Genomic DNA, 24,109 nt, shown 5'->3' with positions numbered 1-24,109 from the left:
ACCGCCCATGGCGTTCGGCTGGATCGACGAGCAGGCGGAACTGCGCCGCCGGGCCGGGCTCGTGCGGACGCTGCGCCCCCGTCCGGCCGACTCGCCGCTGCTTGACCTGGCGAGCAACGACTACCTCGGGCTGGCCCGGCACCCGGAGGTCGCCGAGGGGGCGGTCCGGGCCGCGCGGACCTGGGGGGCCGGCGCGACCGGCTCCCGGCTGGTGACCGGCACCACCGAGCTGCACGCCGCGCTCGAACGGGAACTGGCCGCCTTCTGCGGTTTCGAGGCGGCACTCGTCTTCTCCTCCGGATACGCGGCCAACCTCGCCGCGGTCACCGCGCTGGCGCCGCACGGCACCCTCGTCGTCTCCGACGCGGGCAACCACGCCTCGCTGATCGACGGCTGCCGGCTGGCCCGCGGCACGACCCAGGTCGTGGCGCACGCCGACCCGGAGGCGGTGCGCAAGGCACTGGCGACGCACGACGGCCCAGCCGTCGCCGTCTCCGACACGGTCTTCTCGGTCGACGGCGACGCGGCGCCGCTGGCCGCGCTCGCCGCCGCCTGCCGGGAGCACGGCGCCGGACTGGTCGTCGACGACGCCCACGGCCTCGGCGTGCTCGGCGAGGGCGGCCGGGGCGCCCCGCACGCGGCGGGGCTCGCGGGCGCCGACGACGTCGTCGCCACGGTCACCCTGTCCAAGTCGCTCGGCAGTCAGGGCGGCGCCGTGCTCGGCCCCGCCCGGGTCGTCGACCACCTGGTCAACGCGGCCCGGACGTTCATCTTCGACACCGGCCTCGCCCCCGCGGCGGCGGGCTCGGCCCTGGCGGCGCTCACCCTGCTGCGCCGCGAGCCGCAGCGGGCGGCGCGGGCCCGGGAGGTGGCGGCCGACCTGTACGCCCGCCTGACCGCCCTGGGGCTGGAAGCGGTACGTCCGCACGCCGCGGTCGTCGCGGTGCGCGCCCCCTCCCCGGAGGGGGCCGTACGCTGGGCGGCCGACTGCCGGGCGGCCGGCCTGTCCGTGGGCTGTTTCCGTCCTCCTTCCGTGCCCGACGGCATCTCACGGCTCAGGCTGACCGCTCGTGCGGACCTCTCCGGGGATCAGATCGAACGCGCTGTACGGGTGATCGGCGAAACGCGACCATGAGTCGGCGTGACACGGCCGTGCGCCGCCCGATGCCCCGTCGGCGTCAGCGGCCGTGGATCCCGGCCGTGAACGACGCCCAGCTCTCGGGGGAGAAGAGCAGCGCGGGTCCGGCCGGGTCCTTGGAGTCGCGCACGGCGAGCAGTCCGGCCCAGGGGCCGGCCGACGGGCGGGCCGCCTCCACACAGTTGTTCGCTCCGGTGCTGTAGCTGCTGCGCAGCCACCGCACCCCGGGCAGTTCGGTACTGGCCCGGATGGTCCGGGGAAGTTCCGACACGGAGCCTGAATTGGTGCCTGACATGGTGCCTCCTTACGCGCCTGCCGCGGTCGCGGCGATGAAGTCCAACGAGTCCTCGGGCGAAAGGGCATGGGTCAAAAGGGCATCGAAGGCCTCGGTGTAGGCCTCCAGGTCTTCTTTCCGTTCGAGATGCAGGCTACTCGTCAAGTGGTCGAGAACAACCACGTCCAGATCAGAAGTGCGCGAAAAAGAGAAGATTACGAAAGGGCCGGTGACACCGATGTGCGCCCCGGCGGCGAACGGCAGTACCTGGAGCCGGACATGGGGGAGAGACGCGGCCTCGACCAGGCGCGCCAGCTGACGGGACATCACCCCGGGCCCGCCCACCTCCCGGCGCAGTACCGCCTCGTCCAGGACCGCGCTCAGTTCCAGGGGCCGCTGCGCCCGCAGCACGTCCTGCCGGGCGAGCCGGACCTCCACCAGCGTGTCCAGCCGCTTCTCGGGCAACCCGTCCACCGCGGCGCGGGTCACCGCGCGGGCGTACTCCGGCGTCTGCAGCAGGCCGGGGACCACCGTGGTCTCCAGCGTGCGCATCGCGCTCGCCTGGGACTCCAGGCTGATGAAGTCCCGGTACGTCGGCGGCAGCACCCCTCGATAGGCGTGCCACCAGTGGTTGCGGCCGCCCGTGTCGTCGGAGCCTGCCAGCATCACCAGTAACTCGCGCAACTGGGCGTCGTCCACCCCGAAGGCGTCCAGCAGTAACCGCACATCGGCCGGTTTCGCGCCGCTGGTCCCGGTCTCGATCCGGCTGACTTTCGACTGGTGCCAGCCCACCAGTCGGGCCGCCTCACCGCTGGTGATCCCCGCCGACGTGCGCAGGGCGCGCAGTTCGGCGCCCAGCTTCCGGCGACGCACCACGGGACCGTGCTGCATGGGCCACTCCCTTACTCCCTATGGTCCGCCCGAATACGCTCTGCCGTCGCAGAGTTCACCGCTTCGAGCGACAGATATATGCATATCTTGGGGGATCGCCGTCCTTCACCGCCCTGGGGTGGCAGTCTGGCGGCGAAGCACCAGTCCGGGACCGTACTCGAACCATCCGCTCCGTGTCGGACCGCGGTCCCGGGGGAAAGGGACGACGTCTCCATGGCAGACCATCTGGAAGCATCCGTCACTCTGCCGAGCGATCCCGCCTCGGTGGCCGCCGCGCGCACCTATGTGGTCGGCACGCTGGCGGAGTGGGGCCTGCCGGCGGACACCGAGGTGTCCGACACCGTCCGGCTCATCGTCTCCGAGCTTGCGACCAACGCGGTCCAGCACACGCTCGGACAGTCCCCCACCTTCACGGTGGACCTCGGGCTCGACCGTCGGTCACGGCTGCGCATCGGCGTCACCGACAGCCATCCCCGCTTCCCCAAGCGCCTGCCCGCCGCCGTCCAGCAGGACAACGGCCGGGGCATGGTGATCATCCGCTGGCTGACCGCGGAGTGCGGCGGCAAGCTGAGAGTCCGGCCCACGCGTGAGGGCGGCAAGACCGTCTCCATCGAACTGCCCTGGACACCCCTGGGCGGACCGGTGACCCCCGAACCGGTCACGGCCGCGGGACAGGTCGTGGGCGGCCAGGAGCCTCAGCCGTGAGGCGCCTCGGCGGCACACGGGCAGGTGACGACGGGTCAGGGCACCGTCACCTGCCCGGGCCCGCTACTTGACCCGGCCGTACCAGACGCTGCTGGTCCAGATCTTCTCCAGGCGTACCACGGCCCCGGTCTTCGGGGCGTGCCAGATCCTGCCCTTCCCGGCGTAGATGCCGACGTGGTAGACGCTGCTGCCCGAGTGGAAGAACACCAGGTCCCCGGACTTGCGATTCTTGGCGGAGACATGACGCGTCTTGTTGTACTGCTGGGCCGCGGTGCGCGGCAGCTTCTTGCCGGCCTTCTTGAACGAGTACAGCGTCAGGCCCGAGCAGTCGAACCTGCGTGGACCGGTGGCACCCCACATGTACGGGGAACCTTTCTTGGAGGCCGCGATCTTGAGGGCCTTGGTCGCATGGGTCGCCGCCGCTGCTTCGGAGGCGGCACCGGGGACCACGACGGATCCGCCCATGGCGGCGAGGGTGAGAGCTGAGGCCGTGCCCGCGCGGGCCATCAGGGACGGGACACGATTGAGCGTGGACATGCGCAACCCTTCGTCAGCCGCCTGTGAAGGGTGACCTGTCGGATTCGGGCTGGCGAAGTTGCCCGGCCGCACGAGTGCGGCTTCACCCCAAGGGCTGCTCGGCCCGGCGCCTCTCGCGGAGATCACCGTTCCGGCGGCCCGTCGTGCTCGGGTCCTCCACTCCTGCCGATCCACTCCTGTCGACCGGTCGTCCGGGCGGCGGCAGGACTCGGCGTCCGCCCGGACCGCCCCGCCGCTGCGGCGGGGGCTTGTCGTCAGTCACGGATCTTGTCTCCTCCGGTGGGAAATTCCCAACGGGACGTGCACTTTGTGTTGTTACTCGCCGTTCATCCGTTCGGGTGGGCGCATCCGGGTTCGAGCCACCGCCGAGTGCGTCGACGAACCGGGGACCTGCGGCGCAACGACTTGTTCCGCTGACCGGGAGGACACGGTGCGCAACTTCGGCCGGTCGGAAATCGGGGGTGTTCCTACGCCGAAAGGGGGTACGCCGTTTGGTCCGTTTCGGGCCCCTGCCGCCTGAACCGCCGGAAACGGCGGAAGCCTGACGCGCGGTCCGCCGTTCCCCGCTCGAGCACCCGAAGCCCAGGTACAGGTCGATCAGGTCGGCCTCCGCGCGGGTCGGGGCGGGCAGCGGCGGCGGTTCCGGTGGCAGCGTCGGCGGCTCACCTCAACGCCGGACGTCGGGAGCGTGGCCCTGCGGCCGGGCGCCGTCCGGTCCACCGGGCCGTGCTCCGGGGCCTGGTGCGCGTCCAGGTTCGCTGCCCGCTCGATGTCGGTGTTCACCCGCTCGGGAGTGCGGCCCGTGTGCCGTACGGGGATCCGCTCCAGGCGGGCGCGGATGTGGGCGAACGCGTCGGCGTGGAGGGCCGGATCACTTGCCTTCCCCTCCTTCGGGCCGGTGAACGGAGGTTGACTGGGCGTCACCCGGACGCCCCGGCAGTACGGCGCGCCGGCCCGGGGTGCCCGCCGCCGGCGGCCCCGCGGCGGAGGGACCGGCCTGCGCCGGGCAGCAGCACACCCTGGTCACCCCGGGCGCGGCCCTCAGACCGACCGGGCCGGCGCCGGGGCCCGGTCGGAGACGGGCGCCTCGCTGTGCGCGCGCCGGCGCAGTGTGCCGCCGAGCAGGACCGCACCCAGACCCAGTACGACCCACCACGTCAGCGTGAACACGGGTCCCGTGGCCGCGGCGCCGTCGAAGAAGGAGACCGAGCGCAGCAGTGAACCGCCCGCCCCCGGCGGCAGCCACTGGCCGATCGCCCCGGCCGGCCGGGGCAGCATCTCCGGGGCGGAGGCCACTCCCGAGAACGCGTTGCCCAGCAGCACCACCAGCAACGCGCCCAGGCCGATACCCGGCCGCCCGAGCAGCGCCCCGAGCCCGGCCGGGCCCGCGGCCACGGCCAGCGTCGACAGCCCGAGGACCCCGGCCACGGCCCACCAGTCGCCGGTGACCACCCCGAGCCAGCTGTGCGTGATCGCCGTCGCCACCAGGCCGGTCAGTGCGGCGGCGCCGACCAGTGTGCCCACCGCGCGCAGGCCGCGCAGCCCCAGCAGGGTCACCGTCGCACCGGCCGCGACTCCGGCCAGCGCGAGCGGCAGCACGCTCGCGCTCACGGCGGCGCCGCGCGGGTCCGCCTCGGGGGCGGGCACCACGTCGACGACCTGGACGGAGGCCCCGGTGGCGGACGCCTGTGCGCTCACCGCCTGCTGCAGCAGTTGGGCCACGGCGGGGCCGGCCGCGGACGCCGTGAGCAGTTTCGGGCCCCCGTCGGTCACGACCACCGCGCCGTACACCGTCCGCTCCTGGAGCGCGTCGCGGGCGGCGGCCTCGTCGGCGTAGCGGTGGATCTCGAAGGCGCCCTCCTTCTGGGTGAGTCGCTGCTCCATCTGCGCGACCGCGGCCGTCGGCCCCGCCACACCGAGCGGCAGATCGCGGGGTGCCGTGCGGGCGGCGGGCCAGGCGAAGGCCCAGAGGGCCAGCGCCACCATCACGGGGACCAGGACGACGATGGCGGCCATGCGGCGGCCGTGCGACGGGGACGACATGGGCGCTCCTTGTAAAAAGAAGATTCGTTCGTTTTACTTCCCGCTCCACCGTGCGGCGATCCGGGTTCCTTGTCAAGAAGGAATGTTCGTTTTAGGTTGGCTCCATGGCCCGCGTATCCCAGGCACACCTCGACGCCCGCCGTCGGCAGATCCTCGACGGCGCCGCGCGCTGCTTCGCCCGCAACGGCTTCCACGCCACGTCGATGCAGGACGTCCTGAAGGAGGTCGACCTGTCGGCGGGCGCCGTCTACCGCTACTTCAGCGGCAAGGAGGAGTTGATCGAGGCGATCGTCACCGAGGTGCTGGGCACGGTGCGGGACATGTACGAGCGGGCCGCGCTGGAGAGCCCGCCGCCCATGCCCGACGAGCTCATCGTCCGGACCCTGACCCACATGACGCAGGGACGGTCGGCCGTGGGGGAGGACGGTGAGTGGCTGTTCCCGAGGCTCATGATCCAGGTCTGGGCCGAGACGCTGCGCAACGAACAGCTGTCGGCCACCCTGAGCGAGGGCTTCGGCAAGGTCAGGGCGGCCTGGGTGAAGGTGGTGGCGCGCTATCAGGAGACGGGCATGATGCGCGACGACGTCGACCCGGACGCCGTGGTCCGCACACTGATGGCCACGGCCCAGGGGCTCGGCGCCCAGTACGCGTTGTTCGGCGGCTTCCCGCACGAGGCCCTGCGGGCGGGCATGCGGGGGCTGCTGAGCATGCGAGAGGCATCCGGCGACATCGGTAATCAGTCGGTCAAATCCGAGTGACGTGGCGGAAACACTGCAACCCTACTCTCCACCCGATCCACCTGCGGTTTTGAACACCGGTGTGTGCGTTTCCCGTGCATTCATGTGTGTTACATCTATAGCCGTCGCGGTGGCCGCGGCAGCCGGACCGTCGGGTCCTGGCGTGACGCCCTGTGAGGTGGTAAGTGCAACTGACCCCGCACGAGCAGGAGAGACTGCTCATTCATGTGGCCGCGGACGTGGCGGAGAAGCGCCGCGCACGAGGCCTGAAGCTCAACCACCCCGAGGCCGTCGCGCTGATCACCGCGCACATCCTCGAAGGTGCCCGCGACGGTCGTACGGTCAGTGAACTCATGGCCTCGGGACGCAAGCTGCTCCAGCGCGACGAGGTCATGGAGGGCATTCCCGAGATGATCCACGACGTGCAGGTCGAGGCCACCTTCCCCGACGGCACCAAGCTGGTCACCGTCCACGATCCGATCATCTGACGGGGACAGCAGCCATGATTCCCGGAGAGATCCTGTTCGCCGACGAGCCGGTGGCCTTCAACGAGGGACGCCCGAGCGTCCGCCTGACCGTGCTCAACACCGCCGACCGGCCCGTCCAGGTCGGCTCCCACTACCACTTCGCCGAGGCCAACCCCGGTCTCGACTTCGACCGCGCGGCGGCCCGCGGCAAGCGGCTGAACATCGCCGCCGGCACCGCCGTCCGGTTCGAGCCCGGCATCCCGGTCGACGTGGAACTCGTCCCGCTCGCGGGTGCTCGCGTCGTCGTCGGACTGCGCGGTGCGACCGGAGGTGCCCTCGATGCCTGAGCTGTCCCGCGCCGCCTACGCCGACCTGTTCGGCCCGACCACCGGCGACCGCATCCGCCTCGCCGACACCGACCTGCTCGTCGAGATCGAGGAGGACCGCTGCGGCGGCCCCGGCCGCTCCGGTGACGAAGCCGTCTTCGGCGGCGGCAAGGTCCTGCGCGAGTCCATGGGCCAGTCCCGCGCCACCCGTGCCGAGGGCGCGCCCGACACCGTCGTCACCGGTGCCGTGATCATCGACCACTGGGGTGTCGTCAAGGCCGACATCGGCATCCGTGACGGCCGCATCACCGGCATCGGCAAGTCCGGCAACCCGGACACCATGGACGGTGTCCACCCCGAGCTCGTCATCGGCCCCGAGACCGAGGTCATCGCCGGCAACGGCAGGATCGTCACCGCGGGCGGCATCGACACCCACGTCCACTTCATCGCCCCCGCCGCCGTCGACGAGGCGCTCGCGTCCGGCGTCACCACGCTCATCGGAGGCGGTACCGGTCCCGCCGAAGGCAGCAAGGCGACCACCGTCACCCCGGGTTCCTGGCACCTCGCCCGGATGTTCGCGGCGCTGGAGTCGAGCCCCGTCAACATCGGCTTCCTGGGCAAGGGCAGCACCATGTCCAAGGAGTCCATGCGCGACCAGCTGCGCGCCGGCGTCCTCGGCTTCAAGATCCACGAGGACTGGGGCGCCACCCCCGCCGTGATCTCCGCCTGCCTCGACGTCTGCGAGGAGTCCGGCGTCCAGCTCGCCGTCCACACCGACACCCTGAACGAGGCGGGTTTCGTCGGTGACACCTTCGACGCGGTGGCCGGCCGTACCCTGCACGCCTTCCACGTCGAGGGCGCCGGCGGCGGCCACGCGCCCGACATGATCACGGCGGTCTCGCTGCCCAACATGCTGCCGGCGTCCACCAACCCGACCCGGCCGCACACCGTCAACACCGTCGAGGAACACCTCGACATGCTGATGGTCTGCCACCACCTGAACCCGGCGGTCCCCGAGGACCTGGCCTTCGCCGAGTCCCGCATCCGGCCCAGCACCATCGCCGCCGAGGACATCCTGCACGACATGGGAGCGATCTCCATCATGTCGTCCGACGCCCAGGCCATGGGCCGCATCGGCGAGGTGATCCTGCGGACCTGGCAGACCGCGCACGTGATGAAGCGGCGCCGCGGCTTCCTGCCCGGTGACACCCGCGCCGACAACCTGCGGGCCCGTCGCTACGTCGCCAAGTACACCATCAACCCCGCCGTGGCCCAGGGCATCGAGCACGAGGTCGGCTCCGTCGAGGCCGGCAAGCTCGCCGATCTGGTGCTCTGGGATCCGCGGTTCTTCGGGGTGAAGCCACAGGTCGTCCTCAAGGGCGGACAGATCGCGTACGCGCAGATGGGCGACGCCAACGCCTCCATCCCCACCCCGCAGCCGGTCCTGTCGCGTCCGATGTTCGGCGCGCTCGGCAGGGCGCCCGCCGCCAACTCGGTCAACTTCGTGGCCCAGGCGGCCATCGAGGACGGCCTGCCGGAACGCCTCGGTCTCGGGCGGGAGTTCGTACCCATCCGGTCCACTCGCGGCCGCTCCAAGGCCGACATGCGGCAGAACGACGCCCTGCCGCGCGTCGAGGTCGCCGCTGACTCCTTCGCGGTGACCATCGACGGCGAGCTCGTCGAACCCGCACCCGTGGCCGAACTGCCGCTCGCCCAGCGGTACTTCCTGTTCTGAGCGCCGACATGAGCCGCGCAGCACTGCTCGTCCTCGCGGACGGCCGCTTCCCCGCCGGAGGGCACGCCCACTCCGGCGGGGCGGAGGCCGCCGTCCGGGCGGGACACGTCACCGACGCCGCGACCCTGGAGGATTTCTGCCGGGGGCGGCTGCACACGAGCGGGGCCGTCGCGGCCTCCCTGGCGGCAGCCGCGGCCCTCGGTGTCGACCCCGGGGAGCTCGACGGGGCCGCGGACGCCCGTACGCCGTCGCCCGCCCTGCGTGCGGTGGCACGCAGACTCGGCCGACAGCTGACGCGGGCCGCCCGTGCCACCTGGCCACATCCCGAACTCGACGCGCTGGCGGCGCGGTTCCCCAAGGGTGCGCACCAGCCGGTCGTGCTCGGGCTCGCCGCCCGCGCGGCCGGGCTCGGGCCGCTGGACGCGGCGTACTGCTCCGCCTACGAGGGGGTGAGCGGGCCGGCGACGGCCGTCGTGCGGCTGCTCGCACTCGATCCCTTCGACGCGACCGGCGTGCTCGCGCGGCTCGCGACCGAGGTGGACCGGGTGGCCCGGGACGCCGTGGACGCGGGGGTGCGGGCCGTGACCGAGGGGGTTGACGTGCTGCCCGCGCGGTCCGCGCCGTTGCTCGAGGTGGGGGCGGAGGCGCATGCGGCCTGGGCTGTGCGGCTGTTCGCCTCGTAGTGGGTTCGCCCCCGCCGCCCCTTCCCGTTCCCGACCCCAGGGGCTCCGCCCCTTTGACCCCGCCGGGGGGCTTCGCCCCCCGGCCCCCCTTTCGGCCTGAACGGCTTCGTCCTCAAACGCCGGACGGGCTGAGTACGGCCCCCTTGCTTCTAGGAGTCGCAGCATGCATCTCGACCATCACCACGACCTTTCCGCCGCCGTCTCCGCCGATGCCCACCGGGCCGACGGCAGGCGTCGGGCCCTACGGATCGGGCTCGGTGGTCCCGTCGGATCCGGGAAGACCGCCACCGTCGCCGCGCTCTGCCGGGCCCTGCGCCAGGAGTTCTCCCTCGCCGTCGTCACCAACGACATCTACACCCGCGAGGACGCCGAGTTCCTGCTCCGCGAGGCGGTGCTGCCACCGGAGCGGATCAGCGCCGTGGAGACGGGAGCCTGTCCGCACACCGCGATCCGGGACGACATCTCCGCCAACCTGGAGGCCGTCGAGGACCTGGAGGACGAGGTCGGGCCGCTCGACCTGGTCCTGGTGGAGTCCGGTGGGGACAATCTCACCGCCACCTTCTCCAAGGGGCTCGTCGACGCCCAGGTCTTCGTGATCGACGTGGCCGGCGGCGACGACATCCCGCGCAAGGGCGGGCCCGGCGTCACCACCGCCGACCTGCTGATCGTCAACAAGACGGACCTCGCCCCGTACGTCGGCTCCGACCTCGCGCGGATGGCCGCCGACGCCAAGGAGCAGCGCGGTGAACTGCCCGTCGTCCTGCAGTCGCTGCGCAGCGAGGCCGGTGTCCGGGAGGTCGCCGACTGGGTGCGGGCGCGGATCGCCGCGTGGACCGCGTGACCACCCCGGGCGGCGTGCGGGCGAGGGCGCGCGTCCTCGCCCGCGGCGACGGACGCGGTGGCACCGTCCTGCCCGTGCTGGAGGGCGAGGGGCCGCTCGCCGTGCGGCGGACCCGGGGCAGTGCCGCCGAGGCCCGGGTGATGCTGGTCGGCGCGATGAGCGGGCCGCTCGGCGGCGACCACTTCACGGTCACGGCCGAGGCGGCACAGGGCGCCCGGCTGCGGGTCGGCTCGGCCGCCGCCACCCTCGCCCTGCCGGGGCAGGACAAGACCGAGGCCCACTACGACGTCCGGCTCACCGTCGGCGACGACGCCGAACTGCACTGGCTGCCGGAGCAGTTGATCTCCGCGCACGGCAGCGACCTGTACGTCACCACCCGCGTCGACCTCGCCGCCACGGGTCGGCTGCTGCTGCGCGAGGAGCAGGTGCTCGGGCGGACCGGCGAGGAACCGGGGCGCCTCACCAGCCGTCTTGCCGTACGGATCGCCGGCCGGTGCGTGCTCGACCAGGAGCTGGCCTGCGGCCCGGGCGCCCCGGGCGGCTGGGACGGACCCGCGGGACTGGCCGGACACCGTGCTGTCGGTCAGCTCGTCGTCGTACGCCCGGAGTTCGCGGCCACGCCGCCGACGCCTCTCCTGCTCGGGCCGGGTGCGGCCGTGATGCCCCTCGCCGGGCCCGCCGCGCTGGTGACGGCCGTGGCGCCGGACGCGCTGCGCCTGCGGCGGCTGCTGGACGAGGCGCTGGCCTCGCTGGACTGAGGTTCCGTAGACCGAACGAGTTTCTCCGTTTATCGGATTGGCAAAGAAGTAGTGCTGCCTCTGTCCTCAGGTGACGCACAGCCGCGAAGATCCCCGTACTTGTCGCAACCATGTTCGGGGAGGGCCACTTGAGGAAGAGCAGACTGGGGCGGAGGACGGCGGCGCTGGGTTCCGCCGGAGCGCTGGTCACGGCCACGCTGATAGCCGGCGCCGTTGCGGCGCCCGCCGCGAGCGCCAGTCCGGCCACCGGACACGGACCCGCCAAGGGCCCGGACCGCGAGGCCCGCGGGGCCGCCGTCGCCGCGGCCCGCGCCGCCCGGGCCGGCGTCGACTGGCGGGACTGCCCCGCCGACTGGAACCTGCCGAAGCCCATCCAGTGCGGCTACGTGACGGTGCCGCTCGACTACGCCAAGCCGTTCGGCGAGCAGATCAAGCTCGCCGTCGACCGCATCGGCAACACCGGCACCACGTCCGAGCGCCAGGGCGCGCTCATCTACAACCCCGGCGGCCCGGGCGGCTCCGGACTGCGCTTCCCGGCCCGCGTCACCAGCAAGAGCGCGGTGTGGGCCAACACCGCCAAGGCCTACGACTTCGTCGGCTTCGACCCGCGCGGCGTCGGCAAGTCCACGCCCATCTCCTGCGTCGACCCGCAGGAGTTCGTCAAGGCGCCCAAGATGGACCCGGTGCCCCGCTCCGAGGCCGACAAGCAGGCCCAGCGGGAGCTCGCCCGCGAGTACGCCGAGGGCTGCTACGAGCGCAGCGGCGCCATGCTGCCCCACATGACCACGCCGAACACCGCGCGCGACCTCGACGTCATCCGCGCCGCGCTCGGTGAGAAGAAGCTCAACTACCTGGGCGTCTCCTACGGCACCTACCTCGGCGCCGTCTACGGCACCCTCTTCCCGGGCCACGTGCGCCGCATGGTCGTCGACAGCGTCGTCAACCCGTCCCGCGACAAGATCTGGTACCAGGCCAACCTCGACCAGGACGTCGCCTTCGAGGGCCGCTGGAAGGACTGGCAGGACTGGGTCGCGAAGAACGACGCGACGTACCACCTCGGAGACACCCGTGCCGAGGTCCAGGAGCAGTGGCTCAAGCTCCGCGCCACCGCCGAGAAGAGCCCCCTCGGCGGGGTCGTCGGCCCGGCCGAGCTGATCTCCTTCTTCCAGAGCGCCCCGTACTACGACTCCGCGTGGGCATCCACGGCGGCGATCTTCAGCAAGTACGTCGCCGGCGACACCCAGGCCCTCGTCGACGCCGCCGCCCCCGACCTGTCCGACACCGCGGGCAACGCCTCCTCGGAGAACGGCAACGCCGTCTACACCGCCGTCGAGTGCGCCGACGCCAAGTGGCCCACCGACTGGGGCACCTGGGACCGGGACAACACCCGGCTGCACCGCGACCACCCGTTCATGACCTGGGCCAACGCCTGGATGAACCTGCCGTGCGCCACCTGGCCGGTCAAGCAGCAGACCCCGCTGGACGTGAAGACCGGCAAGGGACTGCCGCCGGTGCTGATCGTCCAGTCCGAGCGGGACGCGGCCACCCCGTACGAGGGCGCCGTCGAGCTGCACCAGCGGTTCAAGGGCTCCCGCCTGATCACCGAGCGGGACGCCGGTTCGCACGGCGTCACCGGCCTGGTCAACCCGTGCGTCAACAACCGGGTGGACACCTACCTGCTCACCGGCAAGGTGGACGCCGCGGACGTGACCTGCGCCCCGCACGCCACCCCCAAGCCGTAACGAGCGCGGGAACAACGGGGGGCGGCCGGCTCGACCGGCCGCCCCCTCCCTTGTCCTCAGGCCTTCCGCGCCGCCAGCCAGGTGTCCTCCGCCGCGTAGTCGAAGAGGTCGCCGTACGCCGCGGACATCTTCGGGTACGCCTCCCGCCAGTCCCGGCCGGCGAGCCGCTCCTCGATCCACGCGACCGTCTCCGGCAGGGTCTCGGCGTACCGCACCACCGGGCGGTAGCCCAACTGCCGTTCGGCGGCGGTCATGTCACACACGACGGGCGCCGGAACCGACCACGGGGTGTCGCCGACGGTGGACGCGGGCGGGGGGCCGTCCACCAGGACGTCCTCCGTCTCCACCCCCATCACCGCGTCGATCGCCCGGGCGATCTCCGCCACCGTCGGCGCGTCCGGGTCGACGGCGTTCAGGACCCGCGTGCCCGGCCGCGGGGCGGCCAGCCGGACCAGCTCGGCGATGTTGCGCACACTCGCCGGGTGGAAGCGGCTCGCACCGCCGTACGCGAGGACGCGCCGGCGCCTGCCGTCGAGGTTGCGCTTGACGAAGTACAGCTCGCGCGGGGTCCGGCAGTGCGGTCCGTGGATCGCGCCCGCGCGCAGCAGTGTGACGGGCAGCCGGTCGCCCGCGGCGAGGAGTTCCTGCTCCAGCGCCACCTTGCGGGTGCTGTACGAGGTGTCACCCGGCCGGACCGTGCGCTGGTCCTCGGTGAGCGGCACCGGGTACTCGGGGAAGCCGTCGGGTTCGGCCTGCGTGTCGAAGTTGCGGCCCTTGTCGTCCTCGTAGACCGACACGCTGGAGATCACCACCGCCGAGCCGACCCGTCCGGCGAGCGAGACCAACTGCCGTGCGTGCCCGGGAGCAAAGGCCACCATGTCCACCAGGACGTCACAGCCGTCACCGACGGCCGCCGACAAGGCCGCGTCGTCCTCCCGGTCGGCCCGCACCACGCGCACCTCCTCGGGCCAGGCCCCGTCCCGCTCGCCGCCCCGCGAGACGGCCGTCACCTCCCAGCCGTCCCGGGCCAGCGCCCCCACGGCCGCCCGCCCGATCTGTCCCGTCGCTCCGACCACCACAGCACGTGTCATACGGCGACCGTAGGCGCACCGGCGCCGCTCGGCCAGGCCCGTCTGCCGACGGCAGACGGGGGAACCCCTACCGGTGCGGCAGCCGGGGGAACTTCCGGCCCTTCGCCGCCTTCTCCGCCTCCTCGGCCTTCACCTCGGCCGCGTACCGGTCCACGTACTCCTGCTCGGACAGTGTGAGGATCGCGTACATGATCTCGTCGGTGACGGCGCGCAGCACCGCCTTCTGCGTCTCCATGCCGGCGTAGCGGGAGAAGTCCAGCGGTTCGCCGAAGCGGATCACCACGGGGTGCAGCTTCGGGATCTTCCGGCCCGGCGGCTGTGCCTCGAAGGTGCCGATCATCGCGCAGGGCACGACCGGCACCCCGGCCCTGAGCGCCATCACCGCGACCCCGACCTTGCCCTTGTACAGCCGGCCGTCGTGCGAGCGCGTGCCCTCCGGATAGATGCCGAGCAGCTCGTCCTTGGCCAGCACGCCCAGCCCCTCGCGGATCGCGGCCTGCCCCGCCTCCTTGCCGGAGCGGTCGACCGGGATCTGGCCGGCGCTGCGGAAGAAGAACGCGGTCAGCCGGCCCTTGAGGCCCGGGCCGGTGAAGTACTCGGCCTTGGCGAGGAAGGTGATGCGGCGTCGGAGTACCGCGGGCATCAGGAAGTGGTCGGAGAACGAGAGGTGGTTGCCCGCGACGATGGCCGGTCCCGACGCCGGCACGTGGTCCAGGCCCTCGATCCGGGGGCGGAAGACCATGCGCAGCAGCGGGCCCAGCAGTACGTACTTGAGCACGTAGTAGAACACGGTGCGTCTCCACTCTCCCGGTACGGCGTCGAGGCGCCGCACGGTACGACCCCAGGCGCCCGTCCGCGTCCGGCGACCGATCCTAGCCCGGGGCCCGCCCGTCCCCGCCGGGACCGGTTCGGTCGCTCTTCGGTCAACTCGATTGACGCGGCCCGCCCCCTCGTCTGAGCTGTCCGGTGGCGGCAGGGCACGGCGTCCGGGTGGTACGGCCCGAGGCGGGGTTCGCGACCGGGGGAGGGGACATGTCCAGCGGATCCGCGGAGGCGGCCGAGGCCGCGTGGGCGGAGTTCGGGCGGCAGCTGCGCTCCCGGCGCAGGGCGGCCGGGCTCACCCAGCTCCAGCTCGGCCTGCGGGTGGGATACCACCACTCCCTCGTGAGCAGACTCGAGGCGGGCCTGCGTGAGCCGCCCGTCGGTCTGGTGCGCCGCCTCGACGCGGTCCTGGAGACCGGCGGCGAGCTGGCCGCGGTCGTCGCCGCGCCGCGGGAGGTGCCGCACCGGCCGGGCCGTCTCGGGGTGGACCCGGCGCTGTTCACGCCGTTGCCCGGAGCGGACGCCACCGCGGGGCGGGGGACGTGGGACCCCCGGCTGTGGCCCGCTCGGCTGCCCGCCGAGGGGCTGGCGTGCCCGTTGCACGGCAACGCCGGGTGCGCGGTGCCCGACCAGGGCGAGTTACCGGCCCTGCTGGAGGGGCCGCGGCCACTGGGCGGACCGGCCGGTCCCCGCGGCCGGTCCACCGGAGCGGCGGACGCGGAGCCCGAGCTGTTGCACGCGCTCACCGCCGTCCTGGCCTGTCTGATCCGTGAGGCGTTCCGGCACGAGGGCCCGGTGACGGCCGTCGAGGGGCTGCTGCGGGACGTGACGCGCTGGGCCGAGGCGGTCAACTCCACCGGCCGACTGCCGTACGGGCAGTTGCGGCTCGCCGCGCAGTACGCCCAGGTCGCCGGGCGACTGCGGATGGAGCGCGGCCAGAGCGGCGTGGCGATGGCCTGGTTCGGTCACGGACTGCGCTGGGCGGACGCGGTCGAGGACGCCCCGGCCCGCGCGACCCTGCTCAGCGACATGTGCACCCTGGTCCGGCTCGACGGCGACGCCGCGACGATGGTCGGGTACGCGCGGGGCATCGGCGAGGTCGACGGGAAGCGGCGGTGGACGGCCACTCTCTCGGCCCTCTACCAGGCACGCGGACACGCCCTCGCCGGCGACGCCGCGGAGTGCCGCCGTCACATCACCCTGGCCCGGCGCACCTTCGCCCGCCTCGACCGGCGGGACCATCTGGAGGCACCCTGGCTGGCCGGCGCGGAGGGCGCGATGCGGGTCGACTCGGCGATCGGCGGAGCCCTGCGCGACCTGGCCGTGGCGACCGGGGACCGGAGTGCGGCGCGGCGCGCGGTGGAGGCCACCGCACGGTCGTGCGCGCGGCTTCCGCCCCAGATGCGCAGCGCGCGTCTGCTGCTCACCCTGCGCCTGGCGGACAGCTGGGCGTGCGCCGGCGATCCCGGGGCCGCCGTCGCCCTGGCCTCACCGGTGCTGAAGGAGGCCGTGCGCTCACGCGAGTCGATGGTCACCGCCGAGCTGCGCGGACTGCACACCCGGCTCGCCGGGACGTGGGGGGACCTCCCGGACGTCAGGGAGTACCGGGAGCGGCTGCTGAGCGCGGGGGAGGGGGACGCCGGTTCCCGCCTCGACTTGCCGGATTTTGACAGGAGGTGACCGGGGGTCCTGCAGCCGTTGACCCCGCTGCGGGGCGGTGTGAGGGTTCCGCCAGCCCGCGACATGACATGCAACCGTCATCCGGTGTGCTCATGACGTGGGTGGCGCCTGAGACCCCACACCTCTCACAAGGAGCGACGATGCTCAGAAAGACCGCGATGGCCGGGATGTCCCTGGCCATGGCCCTCGGAGGGGTGGTGGTACCGGCCTCCCTCGCCTCGGCCTCGGCACCGTCCGCACCCCTCGCGGCCGAGCCCACCCCCGTCGCGACGGCCGTCGCCGCCGCCGACCAGGCCGTGCGCAGCGGCCTGGACGCCCTCGCCAGTGGCGGCCCCGAGGAGCAGTACGACCGCCACCAGGTCACCCCCTGGGGCGAGGACCTGTACTCCGTCGCCTATGAACGCACCTACCACGGGCTGCCGGTGGTGGGCGGCGACGCCGTCGTCCTGGCCGACGGCAAGGGCCGGATCCGTGCCGTCCAGTCCGCCACCGAGGCCGCGATCGCGGTCCCCACCCAGGCCCGGATCAAGGCCGAGCGGGCGGAGCGGACCAGCCGTGCCGAGCTGGCCTCGGTCGAGAAGGCCGTCTCGCAACGGCTCGTCGTCCACGTCAAGGACGACGTCCAGACCCTGGCCTGGGAGACCGTGCTCACCGGCACGACCGAGGACCGCGAACCCAGCAGGCTGCACGTCTTCGTGGACGCCCGCACCGGCAAGGTCGTCGACAGCCACGACGACGTGCGCGCCGGCACCGGCCACAGCGAGTGGAACGGTCCGAACCCGCTGACCATCGACACCTCCCGCTCGGGCAACAACTACGTGCTGCGCGACACCACCCGCCCCGGCCTGCAGTGCTCGGACTACAACGGCGGCCTCTTCACCAAGTCGACCGACGACTGGGGCACCGGCAACGCCTCCAGCAGGGAGACCGGCTGCGTCGACGTCATGTTCGCCGCCCAGAAGCAGTCGGACATGCTCCGCGACTGGCTCGGCCGCAACGGCCACAACGGCAACGGCGGCAGCTGGCCGGTGCGCGTCGGCCTCAACCAGCTCAACGCCTACTGGGACGGCTCCACCGTGACCATCGGCCACAACAGCGCCGGCAAGTGGATCGCCGGTGTGGACGTGGTGGCCCACGAGTTCGGCCACGGACTCGACTCCTTCACCCCCGGCGGCGCCAACCACGAGAGCGGCCTGGGCGAGGCGACCGGCGACATCATGGGCGCCCTGACCGAGGCCTACGCGAACGAACCCAGCCCGTACGACACCCCCGACTACACCGTCGGCGAGGAGATCGACCTCCAGGGCCGCGGCCCGATCCGCAACATGTACGACCCCCGGCTCGTCAACAACGACCCCACCTGCTACTCGGCGTCCATCCCGAACACCGAGGAGCACGCCGCGGCCGGGCCGATGAACCACTGGTTCTACCTCCTGGCCGAGGGCTCCAACCCCGGCGGCGGCAAGCCCACCAGCCCCACCTGCAACAACCAGCAGGTGACCGGCGTGGGCATCCAGAACGCCGGCAAGATCTTCTACGGCGGCATGCTGCTCAAGACCAGCGGCATGACCTACAAGCGGTACCGCACCGCCACCCTCACCTCGGCGAAGAACCTGGACGCCTCCTGCGGCCTGTTCAACGCCAGCAGGGCGGCCTGGGACGCGATCAGCGTCCCGGCCCAGAGCGGTGACCCGACCTGCACCGGTCAGCAGACCGACTTCTCGCTGGCGCTGAGCCCGGCCGGCGGAAACGTCGCCCCCGGCTCCGCGGTCAACGCCACGGTCGACACCACCACCGTCTCCGGCAGCGCCCAGCAGGTGTCGCTGACGGCCTCCGGTGCCCCGCCGGGCGTGAGCGTCACCTTCAGCCCGGCGACGGTCACCTCGGGCTCCGCCTCCACCATGCGGATCTCCGCGTCGGCCGGCACGGCTGCCGGGACCCACTCGATCACGGTCAAGGGCACCGCGGGCGCCAAGTCCCACACCGCCCAGTACACCCTCACCGTCGACGGCGGCACCACCCCGGGCACCCCGCCCGACGTCGACGTCTCCCGGGTGCAGGCGCACCTTGCGCAGTTCGGCACCATCGCCGCGCAGAACGGCGGCAACCGCCGCTCCACCGGCGCCGGGTACGACGCCTCGCTCGCCTACGTCAAGGGCAGGCTCCAGGCCGCCGGATACACCGTCTCCGAGCAGGCCTGCGCTTCAGGCTGCTCCGCCGGCGCGGGCAACAACCTGATCGCCGAATGGCCGAAGGGCGACGCGGACAGCGTGTACATGTTCGGCGCGCACCTCGACGGCGTGGCCGCCGGCCCCGGCATCAACGACAACGGCTCCGGCTCCGCGGCGCTCCTGGAGACCGCGCTCACCCTGGCCCAGCAGAACCCGACCATGAAGAACAGGGTCCGCTTCGCCTGGTGGACCGACGAGGAGCAGGGCCTGAACGGCTCGGACTTCTACGTGGGGACGCTCTCCTCCACCGAGCGCGCAAGGATCAAGGCGTACTACAACTTCGACATGGTCGCCTCCGTCAACGGCGGCTACTTCGTCAACAACCTGAGCTCGGCGGCCTCCGCCCCGATGAGGGAGTACTGGACCTCCCTCGGCCTCGCCCCGCAGGAGAACGTCGAGGGCCAGGGCCGTTCCGACGACTACTCCTTCCAGCGGGTCGGCATTCCCACCTCCGGCTACGCCACCGGCGCCTCGGCCGTGAAGTCGGCCGCCGAAGCCGCCAAGTGGGGCGGCACCGCGGGCCGTTCCTACGACCCCTGCTACCACTCCGCCTGCGACACCACCGCCAACGTCAACACCACGGCCCTGAACCGCAGCTCGGACGGCATCGCCTACACGATCTGGAAGACCTCCGTGGGTGACACGCCCGCCCCGGCGGACGACTTCTCGATCTCCGCCGACCCGGCCTCGGGCACCGTCGATCCCGGCTCGTCCGCCACGGTCACCGTGCGGACCGCCGTCACCAGCGGCGCCGCGCAGAACGTGCGGCTGTCCGCGTCGGGGGCACCGGCCGGCGTGACCGTGACCTTCACCCCGGACTCGGTCACCGCGGGGCAGTCCTCGACCGTCCGCGTGGCGGTCGAGGCGGGCACGGTCGGCGGCACCTACACGCTGACCCTCACGGGCTCGGGCACCGTCACCCACAGCACCACGTACACCCTCACCGTGCGCGGCGACGGCGGGGAGACCACCTGGCGTCTGGGAGCCACCTACGCGGCCGGTGACGTGGTGACCTACAACGGCGTCCGCTACCGGTGTGTCCAGGGCCACACCGCCTACCCGGGCTGGGAGCCGCCGAACGTCCCCGCCCTGTGGGAGAGCGTCTGACCCGTGGAAAGGCGGTGGGGCCCGCACAGGGCCCCACCGCCGCACGGCGCGTGATCAGAACTTCGGCGTCGGGGCCTGCGCCTCGACCATCTCCGCCGCCTCCTCCTCGGTCTGCACCGACGGCGGGGAGCCGGCGAGCGGCTTCTGGGCCGTCTCCTTCATGCAGGCCACGGCCACGACACCGACCAGGGCCGCGGCCATCGCGTAGTAGGCGGGCATCATGTCGGAGCCGGTCACGCTGATCAGCGCGGTGATGACCAGCGGCGTCGTGCCGCCGAACAGGGACGCCGACAGGTTGTAGCCGACCGAGAGGGACCCGTACCGGACGTTGGTGGGGAACATCGCCGGGAGCGCCGCCGACATGGTGCCGAGCAGACAGACCAGGGACAGGCCGAGCATCAGCATGCCGCCCGAGACGGCGAGCAGGCTGCCGTCCTGCACCAGCACGAAGGCCGGGGCGGACAGGACGAAGAAGCCGATCATGCCGGTCATGAGGACGGGCTTGCGGCCGAAGTGGTCGGAGAGCCGGCCGACCTGGTTGATGATCAGCATCAGCAGCACCATGGTGGCCACCAGGATCAGCAGACCGTGGCTCTCGCTGTAGTGCAACTCGTCCGACAGGTACGTGGGCATGTACGACAGCAGCATGTAGTCCGTGATGTTGTACGCCCCGACCAGCGCGATGCACAGCACCAGTGCGCGCCAGTGCGTGCGGAAGATCTTGGCGAGGTCCCCCCGGGCGGTGGTCTCCACCGCGGTCGCCGCCTCGGAGATGTGGACGTTGGAGTCCTCCAGCTTGAGGAACGCGGGGGTGTCGTCGAGCTTGAGCCGCAGGTAGATACCGACGATGCCGAGGGGAGCGGCGAGCAGGAAGGGGATGCGCCAGGCCCAGGCGTCCATGGTGTCGCTGCCGAGCCCCGCGGTGAGGGCGGTGACGAGACCGGCGGCGCCGGTGTAACCGGCCAGCGTGCCCAGCTCCAGGAAGCTGCCGAAGAAGCCGCGCCGCTTGTCCGGCGCGTACTCGGCGATGAAGGTGGACGCGCCGCCGTACTCGCCGCCCGTGGAGAAGCCCTGGAGCAGGCGGAACACGATCAGCAGGAGCGGAGACCAGAAGCCGATCGAGTCGTAGCTGGGAATGAGCCCGATGGCGGCGGTGCCGATCGCCATGAGGATCATCGTCAGCGCCAGCACCTTCTTGCGGCCGATCTTGTCACCCATCGGGCCGAAGACCATGCCACCGAGCGGGCGCACCAGGAACGCCACGGCGAAGGTGGCGAACGAGGAGAGCAGCTGCGCGGTGTCGCTCCCGGACGGGAAGAACACGCGCCCGATGGTGCCCGCCAGATAGGCGTAGATGCCGAAGTCGAACCACTCCATGGCGTTGCCGAGAGAGGCCGCCTTCACGGCTCGCTTGACCGCGGCCTCGTCCGTGACGGTGATGTCCGACCGGCGCAGTCGGGGGTTCTGCCGACGTCTGATGGCCCGGAACAGAGCCGGGTGGCGGCGGATGGCCGCGGCGTCGGGTGCCGGGCCGTTCTCGGTGGGGGACGTGGCGGCCTCCCTTTCCACGTGCAGACGCTCCTGGCGGAGTGCTGCTGGTCGTACGTTTCTCGCGTCGTACCGTTCCCCCGATCATGCTGGGTATGGTGGTGACGTCGGTCATGTGGTTGAGCCGATGAGGTGAGCGGGTGCGTGAGCGGGCGGAGTGAGTACGCTTCGCACATGCGGATCGCCGTCTCCTCCGACATGGACGAACCCGTGGCACGCATCCTCGTCGAGGAGCTGCGCGGCCGGGGCCACGAGGTCCTGGCACACGGCGCCCTGCGCCCCGGGGCGGACCCGCAGTGGGCGGTGTGCTCGGAGCGGGCCGCCCGCGCGGTCGCCGACGGCACGGCCGACCAGGCGGTGGTGTGCTGCTGGACCGGCACGGGCGCGTCCATCGCCGCCAACAAGGTGCCGGGCGTGCGGGCGGCCCTGTGCGCCGACGCGTACACGGCGGACGGCGCACGCCGCTGGAACGACGCCAACGTGCTCGCGCTCAGCCTGCGGCTGACGTCGGCGCCGCTGCTGCGGGAGATCCTCGACGCCTGGTTCGCGGGCGGGCCCAGCGAGGACGCCGAGGACCGTGGCAACGTGACGTACGTGGAGCGGCTCGACGATGGCCGGGCCGCTCCGTAGCGGAGCCCTCAGGACGTGAGGACCTTCTCCAACGTCCCGAGCGCGCCCTCCAGCTCCTCACTGGTGACGGTCAGCGGCGGGGCCAGGCGGATCGTGGAGCCGTGGGTGTCCTTGACGAGGATGCCCTCGCGCATCAGGCGTTCGCTGATCTCGCGGCCGGTGCCCAGCGCCGGGTCGACGTCGACGCCCGCCCACAGCCCCCGCGCGCGGAAGCCGACCACGCCCTTGCCGACCAGGGCGGCCAGGCCCTTGCGCAGCACCGCGCCCAGCTCGGCCGCCCGACGCTGGAACGCGCCCGTCTCCAGCAGCTCCACCACCGCCGTGCCGACCGCGGCGGCCAGCGGATTGCCGCCGAAGGTGGACCCGTGCTCGCCCGGATGGAGCACACCGAGCACCTCCCGGCTGCCGACCACCGCCGACACCGGCACGATGCCGCCGCCCAGCGCCTTGCCGAGCAGCACCACGTCCGGCACGACCGACTCGTGCTCGACGGCGAGGGTGTGCCCCGTGCGGCCCAGCCCCGACTGGATCTCGTCCGCGACGAACAGGCAGCCCGCGCGGCGGGTCAGCTCCCGCACCCCGGCCAGATAGCCGTCGTCGGGGATCAGCACGCCGGCCTCGCCCTGGATCGGCTCGATCAGCACCGCCGCCGTCGTCTCGTCGACCGCCGCCTCCATGGCCGCCAGGTCGTTGTACGGGACGATCCGGAAGCCGGGGGTGAAGGGGCCGAAGCCCGAGCGGGCCGTCTCGTCCGTGGAGAAGCTCACGATCGTGGTCGTGCGGCCGTGGAAGTTGTCCGCCGCGACCACGATCGTCGCCCGGTCCGCCGGGACGCCCTTGACGTCGTACGCCCACTTGCGGGCCACCTTGATGCCGCTCTCCACCGCCTCGGCGCCCGTGTTCATGGGCAGCACCATGTCCGTGCCGGTCAGCGCGGCCAGCCGCTCGGCGAAGCCCGCCAGCCGGTCGTTGTGGAAGGCGCGCGAGGTGAGGGTCAGCCGATCCAGCTGGCGGTGGGCGGCCTCGATCAGCGCCGGGTGCCGGTGCCCGAAGTTGAGCGCCGAGTAGCCGGCCAGCATGTCCAGATAGCGGCGGCCCTCCACGTCCTCGACCCAGGCGCCCTCCGCGCGGGCCACGACGACGGGCAGCGGGTGGTAGTTGTGCGCGAGGACGGGCTCCTCCGCGCGGATGAGCTCTTCGGAGCCGCGGGTGCGGGCGGGCGCGGTCATGAGTGGGTCTCCCTGATCTCCTGGGTGCAGCACTTGATGCCGCCACCGGCCTTGTGGAGCTCGGACAGGTCGACGGGGACGGGGACGTAGCCGAGGGCGGTGAGCCGATCGGCCAGGTTCCGGGCCCCGGGCGAGAGGAACACGTGTCGTCCGTCGGAGACGGAGTTGAGCCCGAACGCCATGGCGTCCTGGCGCGTGGCGATCACCGCGTCCGGGTAGAGCCGTTCGAGCACCTCTCGGCTGCCGGGCGAGAAGGCCCCGGGGTAGTAGGCGATGTTCCCGTCGGCCCCGTCGGCACCGTCGTCGAGCACGAAGAGCGCCGTGTCCAGATGGTAGAAGTATGGATCCACCAGCGTCAGCGAGACCACCGGCAGTCCGAAGAACTCCTGCACCTCGCGGTGCGCCTCGGGGGTGGTGCGAAACCCCGTGCCGGCCAGGATCCAGCGGCCTGCCGGGACCAGGTCGCCCTCACCCTCGCACACCGCCTCGGGGTGCTGGACCTCGAAGCCCTCCGTCTTGAACCACGCCTCGTAGGGCACGGACTCGGGACGGCGCTCCGGCGCGTGGAAGAGGGAACCGAAGACCCGGCCCTCGACCACGACGGCGCAGTTCGCGGCGAAGACCATGTCGGGCAGGCCCGGGACCGGCGCGACGGTCTCGACGGTGTGGCCGTGGGCGCGGTAGGTGTCGACCAGTGCCTGCCACTGGTCCAGGGCGCGGATGACGTCGACGGGTCGGTCGGGGCTCATCCACGGGTTGATCGCGTACTGCACGGCGAAGTGTCTGGGTTCGCAGACCAGGAAGCGCCGTCGGCGCGGCACACGGGACTCGGGCACAGAGGGGTACCTCCGCTCCTCACAGTGTGTGACGGGGTGTTGACACCACGGTAGGAAG

Annotated in this window: 23 protein-coding genes and 1 riboswitch; of the genes, 13 read left to right on the top strand and 10 right to left on the bottom strand. The window is 72.3% G+C overall.

What is annotated here, in order from left to right; all coding sequences use genetic code 11:
• Nucleotides 1-7 precede the first annotated feature (7 nt).
• On the top strand, nucleotides 8-1,135 hold the full coding sequence (locus RM812_RS11965; RefSeq protein WP_311572450.1) for an 8-amino-7-oxononanoate synthase: 1,128 nt from the start codon (nucleotides 8-10) through the stop codon (nucleotides 1,133-1,135).
• A gap of 43 nt (nucleotides 1,136-1,178) precedes the next feature.
• Here the strand turns inward: RM812_RS11965 and RM812_RS11960 are convergent, their stop codons facing one another.
• Together RM812_RS11960 and RM812_RS11955 are read right to left on the bottom strand one after the other, a co-directional pair.
• Entirely contained in the window at nucleotides 1,179-1,409 is a 231-nt protein-coding gene (locus RM812_RS11960; RefSeq protein ID WP_311572534.1) for a DUF397 domain-containing protein, read from the bottom strand.
• A gap of 33 nt (nucleotides 1,410-1,442) precedes the next feature.
• Nucleotides 1,443-2,303 carry a helix-turn-helix domain-containing protein gene (locus RM812_RS11955; protein ID WP_311572449.1) on the bottom strand — a complete coding sequence of 287 codons (861 nt, stop codon included), beginning with the start codon at nucleotides 2,301-2,303 and terminating at the stop codon, nucleotides 1,443-1,445.
• Nucleotides 2,304-2,516: 213 nt separating this feature from the next.
• Here RM812_RS11955 and RM812_RS11950 point away from each other — a divergent pair, with 213 nt between their 5' ends.
• A complete protein-coding gene (locus RM812_RS11950) occupies nucleotides 2,517-3,008 on the top strand; it encodes an ATP-binding protein (RefSeq protein WP_311572448.1) in 492 nt (163 codons plus the stop codon).
• 63 nt (nucleotides 3,009-3,071) lie between these two features.
• Here RM812_RS11950 and RM812_RS11945 read toward each other — a convergent pair whose 3' ends face one another.
• The 3 genes from RM812_RS11945 to RM812_RS11935 all read right to left on the bottom strand — a co-directional run bounded on the left by RM812_RS11945 (nucleotide 3,072) and on the right by RM812_RS11935 (nucleotide 5,588).
• Nucleotides 3,072-3,545, bottom strand: coding sequence for a C40 family peptidase (locus RM812_RS11945; protein WP_311572447.1), 474 nt, complete (start codon nucleotides 3,543-3,545; stop codon nucleotides 3,072-3,074).
• Nucleotides 3,546-3,548: 3 nt separating this feature from the next.
• Nucleotides 3,549-3,691, bottom strand: a riboswitch (cyclic di-AMP (ydaO/yuaA leader).
• A 451-nt stretch (nucleotides 3,692-4,142) separates the two neighbouring features.
• A complete protein-coding gene (locus tag RM812_RS11940; protein ID WP_311572446.1) occupies nucleotides 4,143-4,469 on the bottom strand; it encodes an ATP-dependent Clp protease proteolytic subunit in 327 nt (108 codons plus the stop codon).
• Nucleotides 4,470-4,586: 117 nt separating this feature from the next.
• Nucleotides 4,587-5,588: an ABC transporter permease gene (locus tag RM812_RS11935; RefSeq protein WP_311572445.1), complete on the bottom strand. Its 1,002-nt coding sequence runs from the start codon at nucleotides 5,586-5,588 to the stop codon at nucleotides 4,587-4,589.
• Between the two features lie 104 nt (nucleotides 5,589-5,692).
• On the opposite strand from RM812_RS11935, the gene RM812_RS11930 reads away from it, so the two are divergent.
• The 8 genes from RM812_RS11930 to RM812_RS11895 all read left to right on the top strand — a co-directional run bounded on the left by RM812_RS11930 (nucleotide 5,693) and on the right by RM812_RS11895 (nucleotide 12,877).
• Entirely contained in the window at nucleotides 5,693-6,346 is a 654-nt protein-coding gene (locus tag RM812_RS11930; protein WP_311572444.1) for a TetR/AcrR family transcriptional regulator, read from the top strand.
• Between the two features lie 164 nt (nucleotides 6,347-6,510).
• Nucleotides 6,511-6,813: an urease subunit gamma gene (locus RM812_RS11925; protein ID WP_311572443.1), complete on the top strand. Its 303-nt coding sequence runs from the start codon at nucleotides 6,511-6,513 to the stop codon at nucleotides 6,811-6,813.
• A gap of 14 nt (nucleotides 6,814-6,827) precedes the next feature.
• Complete coding sequence (locus RM812_RS11920; protein WP_311572442.1) at nucleotides 6,828-7,139, top strand: urease subunit beta; 312 nt, start codon at nucleotides 6,828-6,830, stop codon at nucleotides 7,137-7,139.
• The gene (locus RM812_RS11915; protein WP_311572441.1) at nucleotides 7,132-8,853 is read left to right on the top strand and encodes an urease subunit alpha; all 1,722 of its coding nucleotides are present in this window, start codon (nucleotides 7,132-7,134) and stop codon (nucleotides 8,851-8,853) included. Before RM812_RS11920 ends, RM812_RS11915 begins: the two co-directional genes overlap by 8 nt.
• 8 nt (nucleotides 8,854-8,861) lie before the next feature.
• Nucleotides 8,862-9,536, top strand: a complete 675-nt coding sequence (locus RM812_RS11910) for an urease accessory protein UreF (RefSeq protein ID WP_311572440.1) — start codon at nucleotides 8,862-8,864, stop codon at nucleotides 9,534-9,536.
• A gap of 163 nt (nucleotides 9,537-9,699) precedes the next feature.
• A complete protein-coding gene (ureG, locus tag RM812_RS11905) occupies nucleotides 9,700-10,377 on the top strand; it encodes an urease accessory protein UreG (protein ID WP_311572439.1) in 678 nt (225 codons plus the stop codon).
• On the top strand, nucleotides 10,365-11,135 hold the full coding sequence (locus RM812_RS11900) for an urease accessory protein UreD (protein ID WP_311572438.1): 771 nt from the start codon (nucleotides 10,365-10,367) through the stop codon (nucleotides 11,133-11,135). Before ureG ends, RM812_RS11900 begins: the two co-directional genes overlap by 13 nt.
• 128 nt (nucleotides 11,136-11,263) lie before the next feature.
• A complete protein-coding gene (locus tag RM812_RS11895) occupies nucleotides 11,264-12,877 on the top strand; it encodes an alpha/beta hydrolase (RefSeq protein WP_311572437.1) in 1,614 nt (537 codons plus the stop codon).
• A gap of 56 nt (nucleotides 12,878-12,933) precedes the next feature.
• Here the strand turns inward: RM812_RS11895 and RM812_RS11890 are convergent, their stop codons facing one another.
• Together RM812_RS11890 and RM812_RS11885 are read right to left on the bottom strand one after the other, a co-directional pair.
• The gene (locus tag RM812_RS11890; RefSeq protein ID WP_311572436.1) at nucleotides 12,934-13,968 is read right to left on the bottom strand and encodes an NAD-dependent epimerase/dehydratase family protein; all 1,035 of its coding nucleotides are present in this window, start codon (nucleotides 13,966-13,968) and stop codon (nucleotides 12,934-12,936) included.
• Nucleotides 13,969-14,035: 67 nt separating this feature from the next.
• Nucleotides 14,036-14,758: a lysophospholipid acyltransferase family protein gene (locus RM812_RS11885; protein ID WP_311572435.1), complete on the bottom strand. Its 723-nt coding sequence runs from the start codon at nucleotides 14,756-14,758 to the stop codon at nucleotides 14,036-14,038.
• A gap of 242 nt (nucleotides 14,759-15,000) precedes the next feature.
• On the opposite strand from RM812_RS11885, the gene RM812_RS11880 reads away from it, so the two are divergent.
• Nucleotides 15,001-16,470: a helix-turn-helix domain-containing protein gene (locus RM812_RS11880; protein ID WP_311572434.1), complete on the top strand. Its 1,470-nt coding sequence runs from the start codon at nucleotides 15,001-15,003 to the stop codon at nucleotides 16,468-16,470.
• A 140-nt stretch (nucleotides 16,471-16,610) separates the two neighbouring features.
• On the top strand, nucleotides 16,611-19,808 hold the full coding sequence (locus tag RM812_RS11875; RefSeq protein ID WP_311572433.1) for a M20/M25/M40 family metallo-hydrolase: 3,198 nt from the start codon (nucleotides 16,611-16,613) through the stop codon (nucleotides 19,806-19,808).
• A gap of 54 nt (nucleotides 19,809-19,862) precedes the next feature.
• On the opposite strand, the gene proP is transcribed toward RM812_RS11875, so the two are convergent.
• On the bottom strand, nucleotides 19,863-21,377 hold the full coding sequence (proP, locus tag RM812_RS11870) for a glycine betaine/L-proline transporter ProP (protein ID WP_311572432.1): 1,515 nt from the start codon (nucleotides 21,375-21,377) through the stop codon (nucleotides 19,863-19,865).
• A gap of 153 nt (nucleotides 21,378-21,530) precedes the next feature.
• Between proP and RM812_RS11865 the strand changes: the two genes are divergently transcribed.
• Complete coding sequence (locus RM812_RS11865; protein ID WP_311572431.1) at nucleotides 21,531-21,986, top strand: RpiB/LacA/LacB family sugar-phosphate isomerase; 456 nt, start codon at nucleotides 21,531-21,533, stop codon at nucleotides 21,984-21,986.
• An 8-nt stretch (nucleotides 21,987-21,994) separates the two neighbouring features.
• Here RM812_RS11865 and rocD read toward each other — a convergent pair whose 3' ends face one another.
• Both rocD and ddaH read right to left on the bottom strand, forming a co-directional pair.
• Entirely contained in the window at nucleotides 21,995-23,215 is a 1,221-nt protein-coding gene (rocD, locus tag RM812_RS11860; RefSeq protein ID WP_311572430.1) for an ornithine--oxo-acid transaminase, read from the bottom strand.
• The gene (ddaH, locus tag RM812_RS11855; RefSeq protein ID WP_311572429.1) at nucleotides 23,212-24,051 is read right to left on the bottom strand and encodes a dimethylargininase; all 840 of its coding nucleotides are present in this window, start codon (nucleotides 24,049-24,051) and stop codon (nucleotides 23,212-23,214) included. The genes rocD and ddaH overlap by 4 nt, the downstream gene beginning before the upstream one ends.
• Nucleotides 24,052-24,109: the final 58 nt, after the last annotated feature.

This window comes from Streptomyces lancefieldiae, from assembly GCF_031845825.1.
GTDB classification, from domain to species: Bacteria; Actinomycetota; Actinomycetes; order Streptomycetales; family Streptomycetaceae; genus Streptomyces; species Streptomyces lancefieldiae.
The sequence above is the reverse complement of the archived record's forward strand: the minus strand, read 5'-3'. Positions and strand labels throughout refer to the sequence as shown.